Raw genomic sequence first — 24,910 nt, 5'->3', positions numbered from 1 at the left:
ACTCCTTTCTAAAGATTTGTGGGATGACTCCCTATATTTTCCACGGAACAAAGAATTTTATTCCGTTGGAAGCGGTTTTTCCTTTGCCAGCAGCGCCGCGGCGGCGGTGCCCACGTCGATGCCGCAGGCCCGGCCCAGCTGGGCCATGGTGTGCGCCCCGGACACGGGAACGCCCCGTTCCCGGCAGCGGCCCTCCAGCGGCCGGATCAGCCGGGGATCGGCGTCGCAGGCCAGAAACACCCAGCCTGCCCGGCCGGCGCTTACTGCCCGCTGCACCTGTTTCAGGCCCACCACCTTGTCTTTGGATGACAGCTCTTCCAGCACGTGGGAACCTCCTCGGCACAGTGTGTCTGCCGCATGGCAAAATTCGCGGAATCCATATCCGCGCAGTTTGAAATTATAGCACAGTCCCCCGGGATACGTCAAGAGGAATCCGGGTAAAACTTTTCATTTTCCTTTGTGCATTCGTCCATACTTTGTGCACATATCAGCAAAATTTGTGTCAAATCTGTAAATAAAGCTGGAAACCGGTACGGGGGTATGATAGAATAGAAGCACCTGTGGGGCGGAAGCTCCGGGAGAAATTAAAGGAGGTAATAGCTTGATGAAAACACCTGTTCGCACCAGACTTCTGTCTGCGCTGCTGTCACTGGTCATGCTGGTTTCCCTGCTGCCGGTGTCGGTATTCGCGGCAGAGCCTGCGTCCGGGACCTGGGAAAAGGTCACCGAGGCACAGGAGGACTGGTCCGGTCAATACCTGATCGTCTATGAAAAGGGCAGCCTGATCATGGACGGCTCCCTGTCCGCCCTGGACAAGGAGGGCAACAAGGTGGACGTGACCATCACCGACGGCAAGATCGTTGGTGATTACGCCAAGTACGCGTTCACCATCGCGCCCATGACCGGCGGCTGGTCCATTCAGTCCGCCAGCGGAAAGTACATTTCCGGCAAGTCCGGCAGCAACAAGATCATCACCGGCTCCACTCCGGAGCTGAATACCATCACCTTCGCTGATGGCAATGTGAAGATCGCCAGCAACAACACCACGCTGCAGTATAACGCAGCCGCCACCAACGGCACCCGGTTCCGCTATTATAAGAGCGAGAATCAGCAGCCCGTGGCCCTGTATAAGCTCAGCACCGCCCCCGCCCGCCAGAGCGGCATCGTCACCGATCTGACCACCCTGCAGAACGGCGACAAGGTGGTGGTGTTCAACCCCGCCAACAAGAAGGCTCTGTCCTCCGTGTACAACGGCTTCTATAACACGGGCGTGGATGTGGAGCTGACCGGGGGCAAGCTCACCGGCTACACGGATGCAGAGCTGTGGACCGTGAACCGCACCGAGAGCGGCGCCTATACCTTCTCCACCGCCGAGGGCAAGAAGCTGTCCATGGACACCAGCTACAGCAGCACTCCCCTGGACAAGGCCAATGTGGATTGGGAGCTCAGCGCTGCCGCCACGGCGGACTGCTTCTACATCAAGAACGTGGGCCGCAGCAGCTATCTGGAGTGGTATGCCGAAAAGAACAACTGGAGTGCCTTCGGCACCATCGGCAGCAACGAGGCTCTGTTTGCCCAGCAGCTCTATCTGGTAGGCGACGAGATGGACCAGCCCGCCGGCAGCCTGCCCCAGGAGGGTGCGCAGGTGGTGCTGTTCAACCAGAATGCCCAGGGCGTCCTGGCCCAGCAGAATGACAACACCGACAGCCCCGCCATCAATAGTGTCTCCGCCCAGATCACGGACGGCAAGGCCATCCCCGAAAACGGCGGCGTGGTGTTCACCGTGGAGCGCAGCGGCGAGTATTACCGCTTCCGCAACGAAACCTACGGCTATCTGTGCTCCAACGGCACCGGCAACAACGCCTTCTATTCCCAGACCGCCAGCGACGACGCCGACTGGACCGTGGAGCCCTGCAGCGGCGGCGTGGGCGGCTATCAGCTGGAAAGCCGCACCGCCAAGTTCAACGGCCGGTACAGCCAGTATCTGGAGTATTACAGCGACAGCTATAAGACCTACAGCATGTACAACGTCACCGACTACACCATCTACTCCTTCTTCTTCTATGGTGTGGCCGACAGCGTGAAGCTGGACGGCGGCGTGGTCAACGATCCCGCCGTGGTGTTCACCTCCGCCGACACCGTGAAGGCCGGTCAGGACTATACCCTGACCTTCACCGTCAATGATGTCAAGGCCGTTTCCAAGCTGGAGATCCTGGTGGACGGCAAGGCCGCCGGTGTCATCACCGACTACACCGCCGACGGCAAGAACTACACCGCCAACGTCTCCGCCGCCATGCTGGCCGGTGCCGACAAGGTGACCCTCACCGTCCGCGTCACCAACGCCTCCGGCGCGTCCTATTCCGGCAGCCTGGTGCTCACCGTGGTGGACGAGCCCTCCATCGGGGCTGTGACCCCCCTGAAGGGCAGCCAGACCGGCAGCGACAAGCGGCCCGTGATCTCCGCCGAGATCATCAACGCCGGTGAGAATCCCACCCTGGAGATGACCGTCAACGGCCAGAAGGTCAACGCCGTGTACGCCGGCGGCAGGCTCACCTATACCCCCGCCGCCGACATGACCGACGGCCGCACCAATGTGTCCGTCACCGTTACCCGCGCCGACGGCAAGACCGCCTCCTTCAACTGGTTCTTCACCGTGGGCCAGGCCCAGTATCAGCTGTACTTCGGCCAGCTCCACAGCCACACCCAGTATTCCGACGGCGCAGGCTCCCTGGATGCCGCCCTGGACTATGTGAAGAACCTGCCCGAAAGCGCCAATGTCCAGTTCGTGGCCTTCACCGACCACTCCAACTACTTTGACACCACCGGCGCCGCCAACCCCGAGGGCGCCCTGTACGACATGAGCCTGGCCAGCGCCTCCAGCCAGGAGACCTGGAACAGCTACCGTTCCTCCGTGGCCGCCTTCAACGAGGCCAACGCCGGTTCCCTGGTGGCTCTGGCGGGCTTCGAGATGACCTGGTCCGGCGGCCCCGGCCACATCAACACCTTCAACACCCCCGGTATCGTCTCCCGCAACAACTCCACCCTGAACAACAAGACCGACTATGCCGGTATGCGCGCCTACTATGCCCTGCTGAGCCAGCAGGAGGGCGCAGACAGCCTCAGCCAGTTCAACCACCCCGGCAACACCTTCGGCACCTTCGGTGACTTCGCCTTCTGGGATCCCGTCATCGACAGCCGCATGTACATGGTGGAGGCCGGCAACGGCGAGGGCCAGATCGGCGCCGGCGGCTATTATCCCAGCTATGAGTACTACACCATGGCGCTGGATAAGGGCTGGCACCTGGCCCCCACCAACAACCAGGATAACCACAAGGGCCGCTGGGGCAACGCCAACGACGCCCGCGACGTGATCCTCACCGACGACTTCAGCGAGCAGGGCATCTATGACGCGCTGCGGGCCATGCGTATGTACGCCACTGAGGACAAGAACCTGGAGATCGGCTACACCGTCAACGGCATGCTCCTGGGCAGCAGCCTCACCGAGGTCCCCGAGAAGCTGAACATCCACGTTACCGTCAACGACCCCGACGCCAGTGATTCCATCTCCAAGGTGGAGGTCATTGTCAACTCCGGCAAGACCGCCTATACCTGGGACGATCCCGCTGTCCTGGCCACCGGCGACCTGTCCGTGACCCTGGACCCCGACTACAGCTACTACTACATCCGCGTCACCCAGGGTGACGGCGACCTGGCGGTCACCGCCCCCGTGTGGGTGGGCGAGACCCTGAAGCTGGGCATCTCCGATGTGACCTGCGGCACCTCCACTCCCGTCACCGGCGAGGCCATGACCGTCACCACCACCCTGTTCAACAGCGAGAGCACCGACGCCAATATCAAGTCCATCACCTACGCCGTGGGCAGTCAGGTCCTGGCCTCCGCCACCGATGTGGGCACCGTTCCCGCCAGCGGCACCCTGGCCCTGAGCTATGACGTCTCCTTCGACACCGCCCGTGTCTACAAGGTCACCGCCACCGTGGTGCTGGAGCAGGACGGCAAGGAGTATGTGTTCACCAAGGACATTACCCTGGACGTGCTGAACGCCGACGACCTGGTGTATATCGGCATCGACGCCTCCCACTACAACGAGTATGTGGCCGGTAACTACAAGGATTCCATGGGCAACTTCGGCAACCTGGCGGGCAAGTACAACGTCCGCACCGTGGAGCTGAAGACCAGCGACGAGCTCATCGCCGCCTGCTCCAATCCCAAGTTCAAGGCCTTGATCCTCACCGCCCCCTCCCGCCGCCTGGCGGACGCCCAGACCGATCCCCGGACCTACAGCGCCGCGGAGCTGGCGGCCATTACCGCCTTCAACGCCGGCGGCGGCACCGTGATCCTGGCCGGCTGGAGCGACAACTACGAAAACTATGACGTGATCCAGAACAACCCCGCCATCAAGCACATGGCCGCCACCCAGAACGAGGTGCTCCAGGCCCTGGGCTCCAGCCTGCGCATCAGCGACGACGCCACCTATGACGATGTCCGCAGCGCGGCCGACGGCGTGGACAAGTGGCGTCTGTACTTCAACACCTATGGCCAGAGCTTCCTGACCGACGGTGTCATCGTGGACGCCGAGCACCCCTATGACCGGCTGTATACCGAGGTATTCAGCCACTATGGCGGCGCCTCCGTGTATGCCGTGGACGCCGATGGCAAGCCCACCTCCACCCTGCCCGCCACCGTTTCCCCGGTGGTATACGCCCACAGCACCACCTATTCCGTGGACGTGGATAAGGACGGCCTGGGCGGTGCCAACGTGCCCAAGTACGCCTATGCCGAAAACGACAGCCGCCTGCTGGCCATGGCCAGCGAGCAGCTGGAGGGCAAGGGTCTGATCATCGTGTCCGGCGCGGCCTTCATGTCCAACTTCGAGGTCCAGGCCACCATCAGCGACAACGGCTCCGAGAAGAACTACTCCAACTATAAGATCTGCGAGAACCTGCTGCGGGCCATCAACCCCGTGAAGGTCACCGACATCGCCACCGTCCAGGCCCAGACCGAGGCCGGTCACAAGTACACCATCGAGGGTGTCGTGACCTCCAACGCCTCCGGCTATGACAAGGCCACCGCCTTCTTCGACTGCATCTATGTCCAGGATGAGACCGGCGGCATCAACTGCTTCCCCGTGGCCGGCGAGTTCAAGATCGGCGACGTGGTCCGGGTCACCGGCGTGACGGAGACCTATCAGGGCGAGAACGAGCTGCAGGTTTCCTCCATCGAGAAGATCGGCGAGACCACTCCCGTCACCCCCAAGACCGTCACCTCCACCCAGATCAACGACGGCTCCGTCCTGGGCCAGCTGGTGACCCTGAAGGGCTTCGTGGTGGGCTATGAGATGGCTGACGGCCTGGTGCAGACCATCCTGGTCCGCGACAGCGAGGGTAAGATCGCTCGGGTGTTCATCGACGGCTATATCACCACCTCCTATGACGTGAAGAACCTGTCCATCGGCTGCGAGATCTCCGCCACCGGCCTGGCCTCCTACGACAACACCTTCGTCCTGGCCGACGGCACCGAGATGGCCCCCCGTATCCGCATCCGCGACCGCAACGACGTGGTCTGCACCGCCCATGAGCACACCTTCGGCGAATGGGTGGTCACCACCGCCCCCACCTGCACCCAGGACGGCCTGGAGACCCGCACCTGCTCCGCCTGCGGCGAAGTGGAGACCCGGGTCATCCCCGCTGCCGGTCACGACTATAAGGACGGCAAGTGCACCGTCTGCGGCGAGACCGATCCCAACTACAAGCCCGATCAGCCCACCCAGCCCGGCGTCAAGACCGGCGACGAGAGCAACACCACCATGTGGATCATCGTCCTGGTGTGCGCTGCCGCTCTGGCTGTGGTGCTGGTCATCGTGTCCCGCAAAAAGCGCAACAGCTAAGCGGACCACCCCATAGCAAGCCATAGCACAACAGCAAAGGCCCCCGCCGGATGGCGGGGGCCTTTGAGCTTGTCAAAAAAGGGCAAGGCCCTTTTTTGACAAAAGGCTTGCAGTCTGCCGCGCGCATAATTTGTTCGCCGAAAGCGAACAAATTCCACACTTGCAGACTGAGAAGTATTTTCGCCCAGGTACACGCCCCGGGCGAAAATGGATTGCATTTGCTTTGCCGCCTGCGGGCGGCAAACTCTGTGAGACTTTTTAAGCAGTTTTAGAATACGCTCAGGTCCAGCCGGGCGGACAGCAGCTCCAGCGCCCGGATACCGGCCAGGCTGTTGCCCTTTTCGTCCAGGGCCGGGCCGAACAGGCCCACCCCCATGCGGCCGGGGACCACAGCCATAATGCCGCCGCCTACGCCGCTTTTGGCCGGAACCCCCACCCGGATGGCGAAGTCTCCGGACCCGTCGTACATGCCGCAGGTCATCAGGTTGGCGTTGACGAACCGGCCATAGGCCGCCGGGAACAGCCGCTGGCCGTCCGGCAGCTGGCCGTGGCAGGCCAGCACGCAGCCGATGCGGGCCAGGTCCGCCGCACTGACCCGGATGGAGCAGGCCCGGAAATAGCAGTCCAGCAGCTCCTCCACGTCCCCGCGGATCAGGCCGTGGGCCTTCAGCAGATAGGCCAGGGCCCGGTTTTTGGAGCCGGTGGCCTTTTCGGAGTGGTAGACCTCCTCGTCCAGGTCGATCTTCTCGTTGGCGGCCAGGCGGCGGATAAAGCCCAGCAGCCGGGCAAACCGCTGGTCATAGGTCTCGCCCCCCACCAGCTGGCACATGAGGATGGCCCCGGCGTTGACCATGGGGTTCAGGTGCTTGGCCAGCAGGGCGTTGTCCGCCACGTTGATGGCGTCAAAGGGCTTGCCGGTGGCCTCCACCCCCACATGGGCCCGGACGGTCTCCCGGCCGTTGTCCTGCAGGGCCAGCAGAAGCAAAAGGGGCTTCATCACGCTCTGGATGGTGAAGCAGCGGCGGCTGTCGCCGGCCTCCACCATGTTGCCGTCCTTGTGGAACATGGCAATGCCCAGGCGGTCCGGGTCCTGCCGGGCCAGCTCCGGGATATAGGAGGCCAGGGCCCCCTGCCCGGTGTACGGGCGGCACTCCTGCAGGATCTGCTGCAGCAATTCTTCCATATCGGCTCCTTCACCCGCGCGAAGGCGGGATTTTTTGATACAACAAGTAATTTTTCTGTCGGATATTACGATCAGTAGTCGACTTTCATCAGGCACAGGCCCTCCGGCGGGGCGGTGGGCCCTGCCAGGCGGCGGTCCCGGGCCTCCAGCAGGGCGGGCATATCCTCCGGCTGCCGGGTCCCCCGGCCCACCTCCAGCAGCGTGCCCACCAGGATGCGGACCATGTTCTGCAAAAAGCCGGTGCCGTGGAAGGTGAACACGATGCGGTCCCGCTGGCGCACCACGGTGATGCTGTCCACCAGCCGGACGGTGGATTTTTTCATCCGGGGGTTGCCGCAGAAGCTGGCGAAGTCGTGCTCCCCCTGCAAATATGCCGCCGCCTGCTGCATCCGCTCCACGTCCGGGCGATAGTCCAGCAGGGTGACGTATTTCCGGTCGAACACCGGCTTCACCGGTCCGTCGAAGCACACATAGCGATAGGTTTTGCCCAGGGCCTTATACCGGGCGTGGAACCGGGGGGCGGCCTCCTTCACCTCCCGGACGGCGATGGCATCGGGGAGATAGCGGTTCATATAGTCCCGGATCTCCTCCGGGGACAGGTCCACGTCCAGCTGGGCGTTGGCCGCCATGGCCCGGGCATGGACCCCGGCGTCGGTGCGTCCGGCGCCGATGATCTCCACGGGACTGCCCTGGAGCCGGGTCAGCACGCTCTCCAGCTTCCCCTGGATGGTGTCCCGCCCCGGCTGGCGCTCCCAGCCGAAAAAGCGGGTGCCGTCATAGGCGATGATGAATTTATAGTTGCGCAGCATATGGAATCACTCCGTCATGATCTTCAGAATCACCCGGTCCGTCTCCTTCATGCCCTGAGAGGCCAGGATGCCCACGTTGCGGATGGTCTCCTCCACGTCCCGGCCCACGATGCCGTCGCCAGGCCGGAAGCTGTTGCCCCGCAGGTACATGTTATAGCCCAGAATGCCGGTTTCCACACCCATAGCGATCTTGCTGGCGCAGCTGGCCTTGGCCCCGTCGCAGATGCAGCCGGAGATCATGGCCGCGGCGTTGGTGATGGTGTGGCAGATGCCCTCATAGTCCGCGCCCCGAAGCCATGCAATGCCGCAGCCTGCCCCCACCCCGGCGGACACCGCCCCGCAGTAGGCGGACAGGCGGCCGATGCCGGTTTTCTGGTGGATGGTGATCAGGTCCGACAGGCACACCGCCCGCAGGATGGTCTCCCGGTCCCGGCCCGTCTGCACGCCGTAGCGCCACACGGGGACGGAGGCGGTGATGCCCTGGTTGCCGGAGCCGGAGCAGATCACCACCGGCATCTCGCAGCCGTTCATCCGGGCGTCGGACCCGGCGGCGGCCCAGGCCCGGGCCTCCGTCTCCACGTCGCCGCCGGAGAGCAGCAGGGTGGAGCCGATGTTGGCCCCCCAGTCCCCCCGCAGGCCCTCCCGGGCGATGGCGGTGTTGCATTCGAGCTGCCGGCCCACGGAATCCTCAATGCGGGACACGTCCACCGTCTCGGCAAAGGTCAGGATATCCCGGACGTTCAGCACACTCTTGTCCTGCAAATTGTCCTCGGCGGAGTCGGAGTGGGGCTTTTCCAGCAGGACCTCCCCGTCCCGCTCCACATAGATGATATTGGTGTGGTTGTTGGCCACATGGACCACGGCCTTGTGGTCCCCCGCCCAGCCTGTCAGCCGGATGTCCAGCATCCGGGGGGTGGGCGGGCAGTCGATGCGGATGTCCGTGCTGTCCAGGTAGTCCCCGATGGCGGGGGCGTCTGCCTCCGTCACATGGGCGATGACCTGGAGCCGGGCCTCCGGATCCCCGGCCACCATGCCCACGGCGATGGCCGCCGGAAGGCCCCGGCGGCCCCCGGTGTTGGGCACCACCACGGATTTGACATTTTTCAGGATGTTGCCGCTGACCTCCGCCAGAATGCGGCAGGGCCTCTGCCCCAGCACCTGGCGCAGACGGGCCGCGCAATAGGCCACGGCGATGGGCTCCGTGCAGCCGGTGGCCAGCTGAAGCTCCTCACGCAGGATGGTACAGAATGCCTCCTCTTTTCTCTCGTCCAACATGATCGCAATTCCCTTTCGTCCCATATATTTTCCCGGCACACGCCGGTGAATTCCCGTTTTGTCTCACGCCTGGGGCGCGTCGTCCTCGCTGTCGATCCAGTCCTGCACGTCCACCACCTGAAACTCCGTGGGAGTGCGGCGGATCACCACCCGCTCCAGGCCCGCGTTGATGATGTGGCGGCGGCACATGGGGCAGGAGGTGGCGTCCGGCAGAAGCTCCCCGGTCTGGGCGTTGCGGCCCACCAGGTACAGGGTGCCGCCCACCATGTCCCGGCGGCTGGCGGAGATGATGGCGTTGGCCTCGGCGTGGACGCTGCGGCACAGCTCGTACCGCTCCCCCCGGGGAACCTGCAGCCGCTCCCGGGTGCAGTAGCCCATGTCCACGCAGTTGCGCCGCCCCCGGGGCGCGCCGTTGTAGCCGGTGGAGATGATCTCGTCGTTTTTCACGATGATGGCCCCGTACACCCGGCGCAGACAGGTGGCCCGTTCCAGCACCGTCTGGGCGATGTTCAGATAATAGTTTTCCTTGCTGATGCGCTGCATGATGCTTCCTCCCGGTGGTTTTTCCTGTATTGTCCCCCATTATATACGATTTTGTCCGCCGGGGCAACAGAATCTTCCGAAAAAAACGTTGACGGAGGGGGCGGGCTGTGGTATCATGAACAAACTGAAAACTCTGTGAGGGAGTAGCAAGCGGATCCTTTGTCCACAGCACGTCAACATACTGGCCGCCTGGCGGCCTGGCTTGCTTTAATTTGCGAGACTCATGTATCACTGCCGCGGGATGCATGGGACTCGTCTGTCTGTTCGCCTTCGAGCCCAGACATGGCCCCCGGCCATGTCCGGGTTTTTTCATGGAATTTTCACGAAAAAAGGAGAAACGAACATGCAGTGGAATATCCTGTTCTTTTTCAACAGCGTGCTGCTGGGGGTGGGGCTGGCTATGGACGCGTTTTCCGTGTCCCTGGCCAACGGCCTCAACGAGCCCCACATGTCCCGGCGGCGGATGCTGGGCATTGCCGGGGTGTTTGCCGCCTTCCAGGCCCTAATGCCCATGACGGGGTGGGTCTGCGTCCACACCATCGTGCAGTATTTCCGGGCCTTTGAAAAGCTGATCCCCTGGATCGCCCTGGCCCTGCTGGGCTTCATCGGCGGGAAAATGCTCATCGAGGGCATCCGTGGCGGCGGAGACGATGACGCCGCCCCCGGACTGGGCCTGGGCGCCCTGCTGGTGCAGGGGGTGGCCACGTCCATCGACGCCCTGTCCGTGGGCTTCACCATTGCCGAGTATGACCGGCTCATGGCCCTGGTCTGTTCCCTGATCATTGCGGCGGTGACGCTGTGCATCTGTCTGGGGGGCCTGGTGCTGGGGCGGAAATTCGGCATGCGCCTTGCCGGCCGGGCCCAGATCCTGGGCGGGGCCATCCTGATCTTCATCGGACTGGAAATCTTTATCAGCAGTATGCTGTAAAAACTAAGGAGGAACAACACAATGCTCGTACCCATTCTTCTGTTCATCGTGGGTCTGGTGCTGCTGATCAAGGGCGGCGACTGGTTCGTGGACGGGGCCACGGGGCTGGCCCACCGGTTCCATGTGCCGGAAATTCTCATCGGCGCCACGGTGGTCTCCATCGGCACCACCCTGCCGGAGGTGATGGTGTCCGCCACCTCCGCCGTCAGCGGCCACGGCGAGATCGCCTATGGCAACGCCATCGGCTCGGTGATCTGCAACACCGCCCTGATCGCGGCCCTGACCATCGCCATCCGCCCCTCGGAGGCGGACCGCAGGAGCCTGCGGACCCCGGTGATCTTCTTCTTCATCGCCGCCGTGTTCTATGCCGCCATTGCCTATACCAACGGGGCCTTCACCCGGCTGGCGGGCATCGTGCTGCTGGTGATGTTCGTGGTGTACATGGTCCTCACCGTGCGCCAGAGCTTCCGGGACACCGTGCAGGCCGGCGGCGCGGACGAGGCCATTGACGGCACCCCCTCCATGGGCAAGGACATCCTGCTGCTGGTCATCGGCGCGGCCTTCATCGCCGTGGGCGCCAACCTGCTGGTGAACAACGGCACCCTCATCGCCCAGGGACTGGGCGTGCCGGAGTCCGTCATCGCCCTGACCTTCGTGGCCCTGGGGACGTCCCTGCCGGAGCTGGTCACCGCCATCACCTCCCTGGTAAAGGGCCACAGCGCCCTGTCCCTGGGCAACATCGTGGGGGCGAACCTGTTTAACCTGGTGCTGGTCAGCGGCCTGTCCACCACCCTGTCCCCCTTCCAGGTGCCCCAGGAAAAGACCATCGCCGGGTACAACGCCTCCCTGGTGGTGGATATCCCCCTGATGATGCTGGTAATGCTGCTGCTGACGGTGCCCGCCCTGGCCAGGGGCAGGCTGTCCCGCTGGCAGGGCATCGTGCTGCTGGTGCTGTACGCCGGCTTCTGCGCCTTCCAGTTCTGTTTCTGAGTTCTGAATAAGCAAGCGCACCCCCGGCGGGATTCCGCCGGGGGTGCGTCAGTGTATCAAAATGCCTCGCAGCGTTTGCCGCCCGCAGGCGGCAAATGACTTGCAAGCCTTTTATCCCAAAAGGGCTTCGCCCTTTTGGGATGTTGTTTAGCCCCACAAAGCGGACAGCATGGGAATGACCTGCTTTTTCCGGCTCATGACCCCGGGCAGGAACAGGGCGTTGTCCTTGGGCTCGGCGGAGAAGGCGTTGCGGATGGCCTCGTCGCTGCCCACATACAGCAGCTGCGTGCCCTCCAGCAGCACGTCGGTGAGCATTAGGATCACCATATTGTAGTGGTGCTCCTCCTGGAGGCGGCGCATCACATCCAGGAACTCGTCCTTGCGCTCCAGCATCTCCATGGAGTCCAGGCAGGTGACCTGGCCCACGCCCAGGTTCTGCTCGCCGATGTGGAACTCCTTGAAGTCGCTGCTCACCAGCTCCTCCACGGATTTGCCTCCGGCGGTGGAGAACAGCTGGCGGCCCAGCTCCTTTATGTTGACGCCGCCGATGCGGGCCATGCGCTCGGCCATGGCGATATCCCGCTTGGTGCAGGTGGGGGACTTGAACATAACGGTGTCGGCCAGGATGGCCGCCGCCAGCAGCCCCGCCATATTGGCCGAGGGCATGACGCCGTGTTCCTGATACATACCGGCGATGATGGTGGCGGTGCTGCCCACGGGCTCGTTGCGCACCCGGATGGGCTGGCTGGTCTGGATATCCGCCAGGCGGTGGTGGTCGATGATCTCCAGAATCTCCGCCTGATCCAGGCCCGGAACGGCCTGGGCCCGCTCGTTGTGGTCCACCAGCACCACGCGCTTGCGCCGGGGGCGCAGCAGGTGATACCGGGACAGGGTGCCCACGACTTTTTCGTTCTCGTCCAGCACCGGGTAGCAGCGGTAGCGGCTTTTCAGCACCACCTCGCGGACGTCGTCGATATAGTCCGACAGGTGGAAGCACACGATCTTTTCATTGTGGCAGGGCCGGGAGATGGGGCTGGCCTGATAGATCAGCCGGGCCACCCGGCTGGCCTCATAGGGGGTGGTGATGATGCAGGTGCGCCCGGCGTTTTCCAGCAGGTCCGGGTCCACCTCCGTCTGGCACAGGATCAGGCAGCTGACGCCGATGTCCAGGGCCCGGCGGATCATGTCCGGCTGGTCGCCGCAGATGACGATGTTGTCCGGGTCGCCGAACAGCAGGTTCTCGCAGCTCTGGGGCAGGGCGATGACCACGTTGCCGGACACGGTGTCGATCAGGTCGCCGCTGTCGTTGAGCAGGCGGCCCTCGATGACGCTGAGCAGGTTGAACAGGGGCACCGCCTCCACCCGGGGGTTGGCGATGGTGGTCATGCTGTAGGTGGCGATGTCGCCGGCGGACAGAGTGCCGTACAGGGTGCCGTCCTCGTTGATGACGGGGATGGCGGAGATCTTCTGTTCCCGCATGATGTGCCAGGCCCGGTCCATGGTGACCGTGGCGTTCAGGGCCGGGGGCGTATCATAGTCCAGGTCCTCCACCTGGGTGCGGACGTTCTGCACCGTCCGGGGCGGCTGGAAGCCGAAGCGGTCCAGCATCCGCTGGGTCTGGTCGCTGATGTGGTCCATATGGGCGGCCACATAGTTCCGGTCGCCCAGGGCGTTGCGCAGGGCCGCGTAGGCCATGGCGGACACGATGGAATCGGTATCGGGGTTGTGGTGGCCGATGACGTAGATCTCGTTCATAGGATTCAACTCCTTTCGGATGATTCCATTATAAAACGGCCCCAATTTGTTTGTCAATGCGGTGTTGTGCCTAAATTTGCCGAAAATAGAGCACCCTAACTGTTTATTTATCCGTGGAACAGCATTTTCCCCGGCGGAGTCTCATGTTTCACTGGGGGAAACCGGTTATCCTTTACAGCAGGCCGAAACCGCCGCCTCCAGGGCCGTCACCAGCTGCGCCAGGGGCAGGGACGGCCGGTCCGTCCCCTCCGTCTGCTCCGGAATGCAGGGAACGTGGACGAACCCCGCCCGGACTCCCGGACCTGCATGGTGCAGTACGCAGTACAGCAGGTGGTTGCACACATATGTCCCCGCGCTGTTGGACAGCTCCGACGGCACCCCGGCCTCCCGGATGGCCCGGACCATGTCCTTCACCGGCACCGTGGCGAAATATGCTGCCGGTCCGCCGGGGACGATGGGTGCATCTACCGGCTGCTGTCCGGCGTTGTCCGGGATCCGGGCGTCGTCCACATTGATGGCCACCCGCTCCGGCGTCACGGCGCTGCGGCCCGCCGCCTGGCCCACGCACAGCACCACGTCCGGCCGGAACGCATCCATTTCCGCCGTCACCAGCCGGGCGGAATCGCCGAACACCGTGGGCACCTCCAGAATGCGCAGCTCCGCCTCCGGGCATCGCACCCGCTTCACTGCCTCCAGGGCCGGATTCACGGTTTCCCCGCCGAAGGGGGTAAAGCCCGTCAAAAGTACCCGGGGTTTCCGAATTTTCTCCATGAAATCACTCCAAACTGTAATTTATCGACATTATTATACAATATGTATTTGCATTTGGCAAGAAAAACCGGCCTTGACAACCGACGGCGGCCATCATAAAATAGAGGTGAGTTCCTGACGTCAAAATTGCGATTGCGACGGAAGCTACGCCACAGATGACACCGCCCGGGGGGGAACGCTTCCCGGGTGCTGGGGCCGTGCCGCAGGGCGCGGCTCTTTTTGTTTCGGAGGAGGTGACGGCATATGGAAACAAGAGTGGCATTGATCGGCATCATCGTGGAGCAGGAATCTTCGGCGGCGGCGCTGAACGCGCTGCTGCACGAATACGGCGGCTATATCATCGGGCGCATGGGCCTGCCGTACCGGGAACGGGGCGTGAACATCATCTCGGTGGTGCTGGACGCGCCCCAGGACAAGATCGCCGCGCTGTCCGGCAAAATCGGGCGGCTGCCCGGCGTCAGCGCCAAAACACAGTATTCCAACGTCATTTCACGGGAAGGAGAAAACCAATGAAAAGATTTGTATCCCTGCTGCTGGCGGTGCTGATGGCCGCTGCGGTGCTGTCCGGCTGCGCCAAGCAGCCCCAGACCCCCGAGACCCCCCAGGAGGAGGCCGTCACCATCCGGGTGGGCGGCCTGAAGGGCCCCACGTCCATGGGCCTGGTGAAGCTGCTGGACGATGCCGAAAACCAGAAAACCGCCAACGCCATCGACTTTCAGATGGCTGCCAGCGCCAACGAGCTGAATCCCCTGTTCCTGAAGGGGGAGCTGGACATTCTGGCGGTGCCCGCCAACCTGGGCTCCGTGCTGTATAACAAGACCCAGGGCGGCGTGAAGATGCTGGCCGTCAGCACCCTGGGCGTGCTGTATATGGTGGAAAAGGGCGGCGAGACCGTCACCGATATCAAGAGCCTGGCCGGAAAGACCATCTACGCCACCGGCAAGGGCGCCACCCCCGAGTATGCCCTGACCTATCTGCTGGCCCGGAACGGCCTGGAGCTGGGCAAGGACGTGAACGTGGAGTGGAAAAGCGAGCCCACGGAGATCGTGGCCCAGATGGCGGCCCAGGACAGCGCCGTGGCCATGCTGCCCCAGCCCTTTGTGGTGGTGGCCATGGGCCAGGTGGAGGGCCTGCGGGTGGCCCTGGACCTGACGGAGCAGTGGAACGCCCTGGGCGGCGACAGCCAGCTGATTACCGCCGTGCTGCTGGTGCGCAGCGAGTTTCTGGACCAGCACCCCCAGGCGGTGGCCCGGTTCATGGAGGAGTACGCCGCCTCCGCCGCCTTTGTCAATGACCAGCCCGCCGAGGCCGCCGTGCTGGTGGAAAAATACGGCATCGTCAAGGCCGCCGTGGCCGAAAAGGCCATCCCCGCCTGCAACATCGTCTGCCTCACCGGGGGCGACATGAAAACCGCCGCCTCCGGCTATCTGCAGGTGCTGTTTGACCAGAATCCCGAGTCCGTGGGCGGCAAGCTCCCCGGGGACGACTTCTACTGGATGGGGAACTAAGCCCGCCTTAAAGCTATCATCGCCCGCCGGTCCGCAGATTGGCGCGGCCATTCTTCGACACCCACCCTGTAGGGCGGGGCCCATGTGCCCCGCCGCAGGGAAACGAACAAACCCAATGGGAGGACGCCATGCAGAGACCGGCCCTTCAAAAGTGCATAGCGGTGGCCCTGGCGCTGCTGGTGTGGCAGGGGGCGGCCATGGCGGTGGGACTGGACCTGCTGCTGCCGTCGCCGTGGCAGGTGGCCTGCCGCCTGTGGTCGGTATGGCGGGAGCCGGGCTTCTTCGCCACCGTGGCCTTCAGCCTGCTGCGCATCAGCGGGGGCTTTGCCCTAGGCCTGGTGCTGGGGGTGCTGCTGGCGGTGGCGGCGGGGCGGCTGCGGGTGCTGGAGCTTTTGCTGTGGCCCTATGTCACGGCCATCAAGTCCGTGCCGGTGGCGTCGTTCATCATCATCTGCCTGATCTGGATGAGCACCCGGCAGCTGGCGGTGTTCATCTCGTTTCTCATGGTGTTCCCGGTGATCTATTCCAACACCCTCCAGGGCATCAAAAGCGCCGACGGAGCCCTGCTGGAGATGGCCCGGGTCTATCGGGTGCCCTTCTCCCGGCGGCTGGGGTATATCTACGCGCCCCAGGTGAAGCCCTTCCTGCTGTCCGGGTGCAGCGTGGCATTGGGTATGTCGTGGAAGTCCGGCGTGGCCGCCGAGGTCATCGGCGTGGTGGGCGGCTCCATCGGCGAGCGGCTGTACGAGGCCAAGGTGTATTTCCAGATGACGGACCTGCTGGCCTGGACGGTGGTGATCGTGGTGTGCAGCGTGGGCTTTGAGAAGCTGGTGCTGTGGCTGCTGCGGCGGGGCTTCGCCGCGTGGGAGGGACGGTAAAAATGGACCTGGTGATTTCCCATGTTTACAAGGACTTCGGCCGCGGCCCGGTGCTGCGGGACGTGAGCCTGACGGTGCGGCAAGGGGAGACGGTGTGCCTGATGGGCCCCTCGGGCCTGGGCAAAACCACCCTGCTGCGGTGCGTGGCCGGGCTGGAGCGGCCGGAAAGCGGCTCCGTCACCGGTGTTCCGGAGAGGCTTGGCTATGTGTTCCAGGAGGACCGGCTGTGCGGCGCTTTTTCCGCCGTGGCCAACGTCCGCCTGGCAACAGGCCGGACCCTGCCGGAGCCGGAGATCCTCCGGCATCTGGAGGAGCTGGGCCTGGCCGGCAGCGCCCGGCGGCCGGTGTCACAGCTGTCCGGCGGCATGCGCCGCCGGGTGGCCATCGCCCGGGCCGTGTGCGCCGGGCCGCAGCTTCTGCTGCTGGACGAGGCCTTCAAGGGCCTGGACGATCAGTGCCGCCGGGACACCGTGGCCTATATCCGCCGCCATACGCCAGGGGCGTCCCTGCTGTGCGTCACCCACGACCCGGAGGAGGCCGCCCTGCTGGGGGGCCGCTGTCTGGACCTGTCCACCCTATGATTGCGATATGGAACCGAAAAAATGTTTCTCATTCAGAAACTTTTCGTTGACTTCCTACCAAATGTTTGGTACAATTCAGGCAGAAACGCAAGGAGGTGGACGGCATGGGCTCCTTTTCCTACCATGTTGGTCAGCGAATCAAAAAATACCGCAAAAGCCGGGGCTATACCATCGAGCAGTTTTCGGCCATGATCAACAAAAGCAAGGCCACGGTGTCCAAGTATGAAAACGGCACCATCACCATCGACGTGGAGACTCTGTACGATGTGGCCCGGGCCCTGGACATCGACCTGAAATGCTTTATCGACTATCAGCCCCCGGTGTTCCATGCCCAGTCCGTTCTGCCCAAGAACTTCTATTTCAACCAGCCCCGGGCGTATATGTACTATTACGACGGCCGGGTGCGGCAGCTGGTGCGGTCGCTGCTGTGCTTCTCCCCCTCCGCCTCCGGCGAGGGCATCGACGTGATGATGTATGTGGGGGTGGACAATTTCCGGGAGCCGGACCGCTGCCAGCACCTGTTCACCGGCGAGATGAAGCCCTATGACACCATCACCCACATGGTGCTCACCAACCAGATCAACGAGGCGGAGAAGATGTATATCTGCATGCTCAACCCCATGCACAACCGCACCCCCGCCGTGGGCCTGCTGTCCGGCATCGGCAGCACGCCGTTCTTCGCCCCCATCGCCCTGAAGACCCTGATCTCCAAGGAGCCGCTGGAGGAAAACGACCGCCTGCTCACCAGCATCAAGCTGGACAAGGACGACTATCACCTGCTGCGGTATTACAACATGCTGGTGGTGAATCGCCCGGCCTCCCTGTTTTTGCAGTAATATAGTAAGCAAAAAGGACGGACCCCGGGGCCCGTCCTTTTTGCGCCGCTTGTCCCGGCTTGTCCCGGGCCTGTCCCGGGTTTGTTCACATGTTTTTCATTTGCATAGCCGGGACGGGTGTGGTATACTATATAGGTATTTGTATATTCTGGTGCTCTGCACCCTCGTATAGCAGAAAGGAATCAAAAACTATGGGACTGATCCAGAAAATCTTCGGCACCTACAGCCAGCGGGAGCTGAAATCCATCTACCCCATCGCCGACAAGATCGAGGCTCTGGAGGAGGAATACCGCGCCCTCACCGACGAACAGCTTCAGGCCAAGACTCCGGAGTTCAAGCAGCGCCTGCAGCAGGGCGAGACCCTGGACGACATCCTGCCGGAGGCCTTTGCCGCCGTCCGGGAGGCGGCGGACCGGGTGCTGGGCCTGCGCCCCTATCGGGTGCAGCTCATCGGCGGCATTGTCCTGCATCAGGGACGCATCGCCGAGATGAAAACCGGTGAAGGCAAGACCCTGGTGGCCACCCTGCCGGCCTATCTCAACGCCCTGACCGGAAACGGCGTCCATATCGTCACCGTCAACGACTATCTGGCCAAGCGCGACAGCGAGTGGATGGGCAAGGTCCACCGCTTCATGGGCCTGACCGTGGGCCTGATCGTCCACGACCTGACCAAGGAGCAGCGCCAGGCCGCCTATGCCGCCGACATTACCTACGGCACCAACAATGAGATGGGCTTTGATTACCTGCGGGACAACATGGCCATCTATAAGGATGAGCAGGTCCAGCGGGGCCACAGCTTCGCCATCGTGGACGAGGTGGACTCCATCCTGATCGATGAGGCCCGGACCCCCCTGATCATCTCCGGCATGGGGGAGAAATCCACCCAGCTGTATGACATGGCCGAGTCCTTCGCCTGCCGCCTGAAAAAGTATGTGGTGACGGAGACCGACGACAAGGAGGCCGAGGACGAGACCCTGGACGCCGACTACATCGTGGACGAAAAGGCCCGCACCGCCACCCTGACGGCCCGGGGCATCGCCAAGGCCGAGGAGTTCTTCCACCTGGATAACCTCTCCGACCCGGAGAACAGCACCATCGCCCACCACATCAACCAGGCCATCAAGGCTCACGGCACCATGAAGCGGGACGTGGACTATGTGGTCAAGGACGGCGAGATCATCATCGTGGACGAGTTCACCGGCCGCCTGATGTTCGGCCGCCGGTATTCCGAGGGCCTGCACCAGGCCATCGAGGCCAAGGAGCACGTCTCCGTCCAGCGGGAGAGCAAGACCCTGGCCACCATCACCTTCCAGAATTACTTCCGCCTGTACAGCAAGCTCTCCGGCATGACCGGTACGGCCATGACCGAGGAGGAGGAGTTTGCCACCATCTATAAGCTGGACATTGTGGAGATCCCCACCAACCGCCCGGTGGTCCGTATTGACAATGAGGACGCCGTGTACAAAACCGAGCAGGGGAAGTACCGGGCGGTGATCCGCCAGGTGAAGGAGTGCCACGAAAAGGGCCAGCCGGTGCTGGTGGGCACCGTGTCCATCGAGAAGAACGAGCTTCTCAGCCGGATGCTCACCAAGGAGGGCATCCGCCACAACCTCCTCAACGCCAAGAACCACGAGAAGGAGGCCGAGATCGTGGCCCAGGCGGGCCAGTTCGGGGCCGTCACCGTGGCCACCAACATGGCAGGCCGCGGTACCGATATCATGCTGGGCGGCAACGCCGAGTATATGGCCACCAACGACCTGCGCAAGGCCGGTTACACCGACGAGGTCATCGCCGACGCCACCGGCTATGCCGAGACCGACAACCCCGAGATTCTGGAGGCCCGCCAGCTGTTTGCCGACAAACTGCGCCAGCATAAGGCGGAAATTTCCGGCGAGGCGGACCGGGTGCGCCAGGCCGGCGGCCTGTTCATCATCGGCACCGAGCGCCACGACTCCCGCCGGATCGACAATCAGCTCCGCGGCCGCGCCGGCCGCCAGGGCGACCCCGGCGAGACCCGGTTCTACATCTCCCTGGAGGATGACCTGATGCGCCTGTTCGGCGGCGAACGGGTCCAGGCCGCTATGGAGCGCATGAACATCGACGAGGATATGCCCATCGAGAGCAAGATGCTCACCCGCTCCATCCAGCAGGCCCAGACCACCGTGGAGTCCCGGAACTTCCAGGCCCGAAAGTCCGTGCTGGAATACGACGACGTGATGAACAAGCAGCGGGAGATCATCTATGGCCAGCGCCGCCAGGTGCTGGAGGGCATGGACGTGAAGGACGTCATCATGAACATGATGAACACCTCCATCACCCACCTGGTGCAGAATGCCTTCAGCGGCGTCCAGCATCTGGACATGACCTCCTGCCAGGAGCTTCTGCGGCAGGTGGAGGGCCTGTACTTCCCCAAGTACGCCGTGCGCTTCTCCCAGGAGCAGCTGGACGCCATGGACGCCCAGGCCGTTACCGACGCCTTCACCCAGGCCGCCGCCGGCTACTATCAGCAGAAGGAGGACGAGTTCACCGCCCCGGTGATGCGGGAGGTGGAGCGCGTGGTCCTGCTTCGCGTGGTGGATGAATACTGGATGGAGCACATCGACGCCATGAGCGACCTGCGCCAGGGCATCCGCCTGCGGGCCTATGCCCAGACCGACCCCATCATCGCCTATAAGAAGGAATCCCTGGAGATGTTCGAGGAGATGATCGCCGCCATCCAGGACGAGACGGTCCGGCGGCTGTATTCCGTGCGGCTGAAGAAGAACGAGGAGGTCAAGCGGGAGCGGGTGGCCAACGCCACCTCCGAAAGCGTGGGCGGCGACGGCACCGTGAAAAAACAGCCCCGGAAGGTCAAGAAGATCGGCCGCAACGAGCCCTGCCCCTGCGGCTCCGGCAAGAAGTATAAGAACTGCTGCGGCAGGAACGCGTAACGGAGGGTTTGCCCATGTCCTTTCTGGCCCATGAGGAAAACGGCCTGTTTATCAAGACCAGCACCGTCCTGTCCGGCGTGCGCCACGGGTTCTCCACCCGCATCGGCGGCGTCAGCCCCGCCCCCTGGGACTCCCTGAACCTGGGCGTGGGCCGGGGGGACGACATGGACCGGGTCCGGGAGAATTACCGCCGGTTCTGCGCCGCCCTGGGGGTGGATGAGCACTGGGCGGTGCTGAGCAAGCAGGTCCACGAGGACAACATCCGCCATGTGACGGCGGACGACTGCGGCAAGGGCCTGTTCCGGGACCGGGACTATACCAGCGTGGACGCCATGGTCACGGACACCCCGGGGATCCCCCTGGTGGTGTTCTCCGCCGACTGCGGCATCATCCTGCTACACGACCCGGTGCACGGGGCCGTGGGCGCGGCCCATGCCGGCTGGCGGGGCGCCGCCGGCGGCATCGTATACAAAACCGTCCGCCGGATGCAGGAGCTGTTCGGCACGGACCCAGGGGACCTGCGGGCCGCCATTGGGGCGGCCATCGGCCCCTGCTGTTTTGAAACGGACGCGGACGTGCCCCAGGCCCTGGAGGCCGCCCTGGGGGCGGAGGCGGGGCCGTATATCACCCGCCGGGGGCCCAAGTGGCACGTGGACCTGAAGGGCGTCAACGCCCGGTGGCTGGAAAAGGCAGGGGTGCGGCAAATCGACGTGTCCCCGGACTGCACCGCCTGCCATCCGGAGCTGTACTGGTCCCACCGGCGGATGGGCCAGGCCCGGGGCGCTCAGATCGCCATGATCTGCCTGTGAAATCGAGGTATCCCATGAAAAAGCGCATATTCGCGGCGCTTCTGGCCCTGTGCCTGACGGCGCTGACCGGGTGCGACTGGTCGACGGCTGACCCGGAAGACATTTTCGGCACCCTGACGGACTATTACAACGTGGAGCAGAAGAAGCAGGACGTGAAGCTCACCTCCTTCGCCCTGCCCTATCTCAAGGGGGAGACGGCGGACCCCATCACCTGCCCCGACGGGGCCATGCAGACCCTGGGGGCCCTGGTGTATGAGGGGCTGTTCGCCCTGGACGGGCAATTTGAGGCCCAGCCCGCCCTGGCGGAGTCCTATACCTATGACGCCGCCCGGTATACCTACACCATCACCCTGCGCAGCGGCGTCACCTTCAGCGACGGCAGCGCCGTCACCGCCCAGGACGTGGCGAACAGTCTGCGCCGGGCCCAGTCCTCCGCCCGCTACAGCGGGCGGCTGGCGGAGGTGTCGGACATCCGGGCCAGCGGCGGGGCGGTGCGCATCACCCTCACCGGCGACAACCGGAGCTTCGTCTCCCGGCTGGACATCCCCATTGTGAAGTCCGGCACCGAGAGCAGTACCTTCCCCACCGGCACCGGGCCCTACGCCTACAGCGGCGAGGGCGGCGCCCACCTGGCCAAAAACGCCTCCTGGTGGCAGGGGAAGTCCCTGCCCCTGGAGCGCATCGAGCTGACCGCCTGCAAGGATACGGACTCCGTGTCCTACGCCTTCTATGCCCGGGAAGTCCAGCTTCTGTTCTGCGACCTGACCGGGGCGGACGACTCCAGCGTATACGGAAGCGGCGACTATACCGACGCCGCCACCACCATTATGCAGTATCTGTGCCTGAACACCCGCCGGGCCCCCTTTGACGACCCCGCCGTCCGCCGGGCCGTGACCCTGGGCGTGGACCGGGCCAGCTGTGTCAGTGCCTATCTGCTGGGCCACGGTCTGGCGGCCCAGTTCCCGGTGTCCCCGGCCAGCGGCCTGTATCCCAAGGATCTGGAGACCGCCTATTCCCAGGATGGCTATGCCTCCGCCCTGGAGGCGGCGGGGCTGAACACCGGCAAGACCCGGAGCCTGACCCTGCTGGTGAACCAGGAGAGCAGCTTCCGGGTGTCCACTGCCCAGACCATCGCGGCGGGGCTGTCCCGGTACGATCTGCAGGTCACCGTGCGCTCACTGCCCTATGATGAGTATGTCCAGGCCCTGGAGCAGGGGGACTTCGACCTGTGCCTGTGCCAGGTGAAGCTCACCGCCGACTGGGATCTGCGTCCCCTGCTGCAAAGCTATGCCGCCATGAACTACGGCGGCTTTGCCGACCCCGAGACGGACGCCCTGCTGGCGGCCCTGTGCGCCACCGAGGCCGGGGAGCGGTCCGCCGCCATGACGGCCCTGTGCGAAAAGCTCCTGGACCAGGCCCCCATGGTGCCGGTGTGCTTCAAGAGCTATTCCGTGCTCCTGCCCGCCGGTGCGGCGTCCTCCCCCATCACCCCCACCGCCTCCAACCCGTTTTACGGCATTTCCGATTGGAAGCTCAATATGAAATAAGCCCCCGAAAGAAGGAACACCTATGAAACAAACCCGCAATCTGGAGGACCTGCTCCGGCAGTACGATCTGCTGGCGGCCCCGGCGGCCCGGGACGCGGCCGTCACCGGTATCTGCAACGATTCCCGTCAGGCCCGGGACGGCGACCTCTTTATCTGCAAGGGCTACGGCTTCAAGCCGGAGTATCTGGCCATGGCCCGGCGGCAGGGAGCCGTCTGCGCCCTGGCGGAGACGGACTTTCCCGGGGTGGACATCCCCTGCATCCGGGTCACCGACGTCCGCAAGGCCCAGAGCCTGGCGGCCCGGTGGTTTTACGACAATCCCTCCGACGGCCTGACCCTTATCGGCGTCACCGGCACCAAGGGGAAAACCACCACCTCCTATATGATCCAGGCCGTCACCAACGCCCTGGCGGGCCGGACCATGGGCCTCAGCTCCTCCGCCGGACGCTACTGCGGCGGCCCGGACGTGGACACCCATCTGACCACGCCGGAGTCCCTGGACCTGCAGTGGCTGTTTGCCCAGGCCCGGGATCACGGCCTGCCGTATATGACCGCCGAGGTGTCCAGCCAGGCGTATCAGGTGGAGCGGGTCTATGGCGAGCACTTCGACATCGGCGTGTTCCTGAATTTCAGCGAGGACCACATCTCCCCCAAGGAGCACGCCTCCATGGAGGAGTATCTGCAATGCAAGCTCCAACTGCTGGAAAACAGCGGCCGGGCCGTGATCTGCCGGGAGACGGCCCAGTTTGACCGGGTATATGACACCGCCCGGCGGTGCTGTCGGGCGGTCATGCTGGTGGGCATGGACCGGGACGACTGCGATCTGACCGTCCGGCAGGTGGAGAAGCTGACCCACGGCTTCCGCTTTTTCGTCCAGGAGCGGGGCAGTGAGGCCCTGCACCCCTATCACCTGGCCATGGACGGGGATTTCAACATCGAAAACGCCCTGGCCGCCATCGGCGTGGGGCGTATGCTGGGGGCGGAACATGAGCAGATGGCCGCGGCCCTGGACGCTCTGGAGGTCCCCGGCCGCATGAACCGGTACGAGGGCGGCGGCGTCCACGTGCTGGTGGACTGCATGCACAACCGGGCCAGCTCCCAGGCCCTGCTGACGGACCTGAAGCGGGACTATCCCGGCGCGCCCATCACCGTGGTCACCGGCATCGCCGGAGGCCGCTCCCCCCAGCGGATCCAGGGCATGGGCGAGATGTGCGGCAAATACGCCGACCGGATCTTCTTCACCACCGACAACCCGGATTTCGACGATCCCGCCGACATCGCGGGCCGTCTGGCCCACGCCGCCGCCCAGAGCGGCCCCGCCCGGGTCACCATCCAGTTAGACCGCACCCGGGCGGTGGAGCAGGCCATTCTGGAGGCCCCGGAGGGGGCGGTGATCGTCCTGGCCGGAAAGGGCAACGACGCCATCCAGCGGGTCCGGGGCGGATACGTCCACTATGACTCCGACCCGGTGGTGGCCCAACGCGCCCTGGCCCTGCGGGAAAAGCAGCGGACATGAACCAGTATTATAAAAATGCGCCCCACGGGGGCGCATTTTTTTGTGGGCGGGGCAGAGCCCACGCCCCTACGGTGGTGTATCGGGAGGTGCCGGTTATCGCGGCGGGGCACATGGGCCCCGCCCTACGGAACGTTTATTGAAAGAAC

The 24,910-nt window shown here is 63.9% G+C and carries 19 protein-coding genes; 12 read left to right on the top strand and 7 right to left on the bottom strand.

Going from position 1 to position 24,910, the window contains the following annotated elements; translation table 11 throughout:
* Positions 1 to 57: 57 nt before the first annotated feature.
* Positions 58 to 324, bottom strand: coding sequence for a ribosomal L7Ae/L30e/S12e/Gadd45 family protein (locus LKD37_RS08960; protein WP_302928917.1), 267 nt, complete (start codon positions 322 to 324; stop codon positions 58 to 60).
* A 280-nt stretch (positions 325 to 604) separates the two neighbouring features.
* On the opposite strand from LKD37_RS08960, the gene LKD37_RS08955 reads away from it, so the two are divergent.
* Positions 605 to 5,905 (top strand): hypothetical protein, encoded by a 5,301-nt coding sequence (locus LKD37_RS08955; protein WP_302928916.1) that lies wholly within the window; start codon positions 605 to 607, stop codon positions 5,903 to 5,905.
* Between the two features lie 268 nt (positions 5,906 to 6,173).
* Here the strand turns inward: LKD37_RS08955 and glsA are convergent, their stop codons facing one another.
* The 4 genes from glsA to LKD37_RS08935 form a co-directional block, all read right to left on the bottom strand.
* Positions 6,174 to 7,088, bottom strand: a complete 915-nt coding sequence (gene glsA, locus LKD37_RS08950) for a glutaminase A (RefSeq protein WP_302928915.1) — start codon at positions 7,086 to 7,088, stop codon at positions 6,174 to 6,176.
* 71 nt (positions 7,089 to 7,159) lie between these two features.
* A complete protein-coding gene (gene truA / locus LKD37_RS08945; RefSeq protein WP_302928914.1) occupies positions 7,160 to 7,897 on the bottom strand; it encodes a tRNA pseudouridine(38-40) synthase TruA in 738 nt (245 codons plus the stop codon).
* A gap of 6 nt (positions 7,898 to 7,903) precedes the next feature.
* Positions 7,904 to 9,196: an L-cysteine desulfidase family protein gene (locus LKD37_RS08940; RefSeq protein WP_302928913.1), complete on the bottom strand. Its 1,293-nt coding sequence runs from the start codon at positions 9,194 to 9,196 to the stop codon at positions 7,904 to 7,906.
* 39 nt (positions 9,197 to 9,235) lie between these two features.
* Entirely contained in the window at positions 9,236 to 9,715 is a 480-nt protein-coding gene (locus tag LKD37_RS08935) for a deoxycytidylate deaminase (RefSeq protein ID WP_302928912.1), read from the bottom strand.
* A gap of 343 nt (positions 9,716 to 10,058) precedes the next feature.
* Here LKD37_RS08935 and LKD37_RS08930 point away from each other — a divergent pair, with 343 nt between their 5' ends.
* Positions 10,059 to 10,643: a manganese efflux pump MntP gene (locus LKD37_RS08930; protein WP_302928911.1), complete on the top strand. Its 585-nt coding sequence runs from the start codon at positions 10,059 to 10,061 to the stop codon at positions 10,641 to 10,643.
* Between the two features lie 21 nt (positions 10,644 to 10,664).
* Positions 10,665 to 11,633, top strand: a complete 969-nt coding sequence (locus LKD37_RS08925) for a calcium/sodium antiporter (RefSeq protein WP_302928910.1) — start codon at positions 10,665 to 10,667, stop codon at positions 11,631 to 11,633.
* A 147-nt stretch (positions 11,634 to 11,780) separates the two neighbouring features.
* On the opposite strand, the gene LKD37_RS08920 is transcribed toward LKD37_RS08925, so the two are convergent.
* Together LKD37_RS08920 and pcp are read right to left on the bottom strand one after the other, a co-directional pair.
* Positions 11,781 to 13,388, bottom strand: coding sequence for a putative manganese-dependent inorganic diphosphatase (locus tag LKD37_RS08920; protein ID WP_302928909.1), 1,608 nt, complete (start codon positions 13,386 to 13,388; stop codon positions 11,781 to 11,783).
* A 165-nt stretch (positions 13,389 to 13,553) separates the two neighbouring features.
* On the bottom strand, positions 13,554 to 14,159 hold the full coding sequence (gene pcp / locus LKD37_RS08915; protein WP_302928908.1) for a pyroglutamyl-peptidase I: 606 nt from the start codon (positions 14,157 to 14,159) through the stop codon (positions 13,554 to 13,556).
* A gap of 243 nt (positions 14,160 to 14,402) precedes the next feature.
* On the opposite strand from pcp, the gene LKD37_RS08910 reads away from it, so the two are divergent.
* The 9 genes from LKD37_RS08910 to LKD37_RS08870 all read left to right on the top strand — a co-directional run bounded on the left by LKD37_RS08910 (position 14,403) and on the right by LKD37_RS08870 (position 24,764).
* The gene (locus LKD37_RS08910; protein WP_302928907.1) at positions 14,403 to 14,672 is read left to right on the top strand and encodes a TM1266 family iron-only hydrogenase system putative regulator; all 270 of its coding nucleotides are present in this window, start codon (positions 14,403 to 14,405) and stop codon (positions 14,670 to 14,672) included.
* Positions 14,669 to 15,667 carry an ABC transporter substrate-binding protein gene (locus tag LKD37_RS08905; RefSeq protein WP_302928906.1) on the top strand — a complete coding sequence of 333 codons (999 nt, stop codon included), beginning with the start codon at positions 14,669 to 14,671 and terminating at the stop codon, positions 15,665 to 15,667. Before LKD37_RS08910 ends, LKD37_RS08905 begins: the two co-directional genes overlap by 4 nt.
* A gap of 128 nt (positions 15,668 to 15,795) precedes the next feature.
* On the top strand, positions 15,796 to 16,545 hold the full coding sequence (locus LKD37_RS08900; RefSeq protein WP_302928905.1) for an ABC transporter permease: 750 nt from the start codon (positions 15,796 to 15,798) through the stop codon (positions 16,543 to 16,545).
* 2 nt (positions 16,546 to 16,547) lie between these two features.
* Entirely contained in the window at positions 16,548 to 17,126 is a 579-nt protein-coding gene (locus LKD37_RS08895) for an ATP-binding cassette domain-containing protein (protein WP_302928904.1), read from the top strand.
* Between the two features lie 104 nt (positions 17,127 to 17,230).
* Positions 17,231 to 17,962 carry a helix-turn-helix domain-containing protein gene (locus tag LKD37_RS08890; RefSeq protein WP_302928903.1) on the top strand — a complete coding sequence of 244 codons (732 nt, stop codon included), beginning with the start codon at positions 17,231 to 17,233 and terminating at the stop codon, positions 17,960 to 17,962.
* A gap of 191 nt (positions 17,963 to 18,153) precedes the next feature.
* Positions 18,154 to 20,892, top strand: a complete 2,739-nt coding sequence (gene secA / locus LKD37_RS08885; RefSeq protein ID WP_302928902.1) for a preprotein translocase subunit SecA — start codon at positions 18,154 to 18,156, stop codon at positions 20,890 to 20,892.
* Between the two features lie 14 nt (positions 20,893 to 20,906).
* Entirely contained in the window at positions 20,907 to 21,701 is a 795-nt protein-coding gene (gene pgeF, locus LKD37_RS08880) for a peptidoglycan editing factor PgeF (protein ID WP_302928901.1), read from the top strand.
* Positions 21,702 to 21,715: 14 nt separating this feature from the next.
* Positions 21,716 to 23,248 (top strand): ABC transporter substrate-binding protein, encoded by a 1,533-nt coding sequence (locus tag LKD37_RS08875; protein ID WP_302928900.1) that lies wholly within the window; start codon positions 21,716 to 21,718, stop codon positions 23,246 to 23,248.
* Positions 23,249 to 23,270: 22 nt separating this feature from the next.
* On the top strand, positions 23,271 to 24,764 hold the full coding sequence (locus LKD37_RS08870) for a Mur ligase family protein (RefSeq protein WP_302928899.1): 1,494 nt from the start codon (positions 23,271 to 23,273) through the stop codon (positions 24,762 to 24,764).
* The last annotated feature ends 146 nt before the right edge of the window (positions 24,765 to 24,910 follow it).

Source organism: Brotocaccenecus cirricatena, assembly GCF_020687045.1.
GTDB lineage: Bacteria > Bacillota > Clostridia > Oscillospirales > Oscillospiraceae > Vescimonas > Vescimonas cirricatena.
This window is presented reverse-complemented; position numbering and strand designations above follow the sequence as displayed.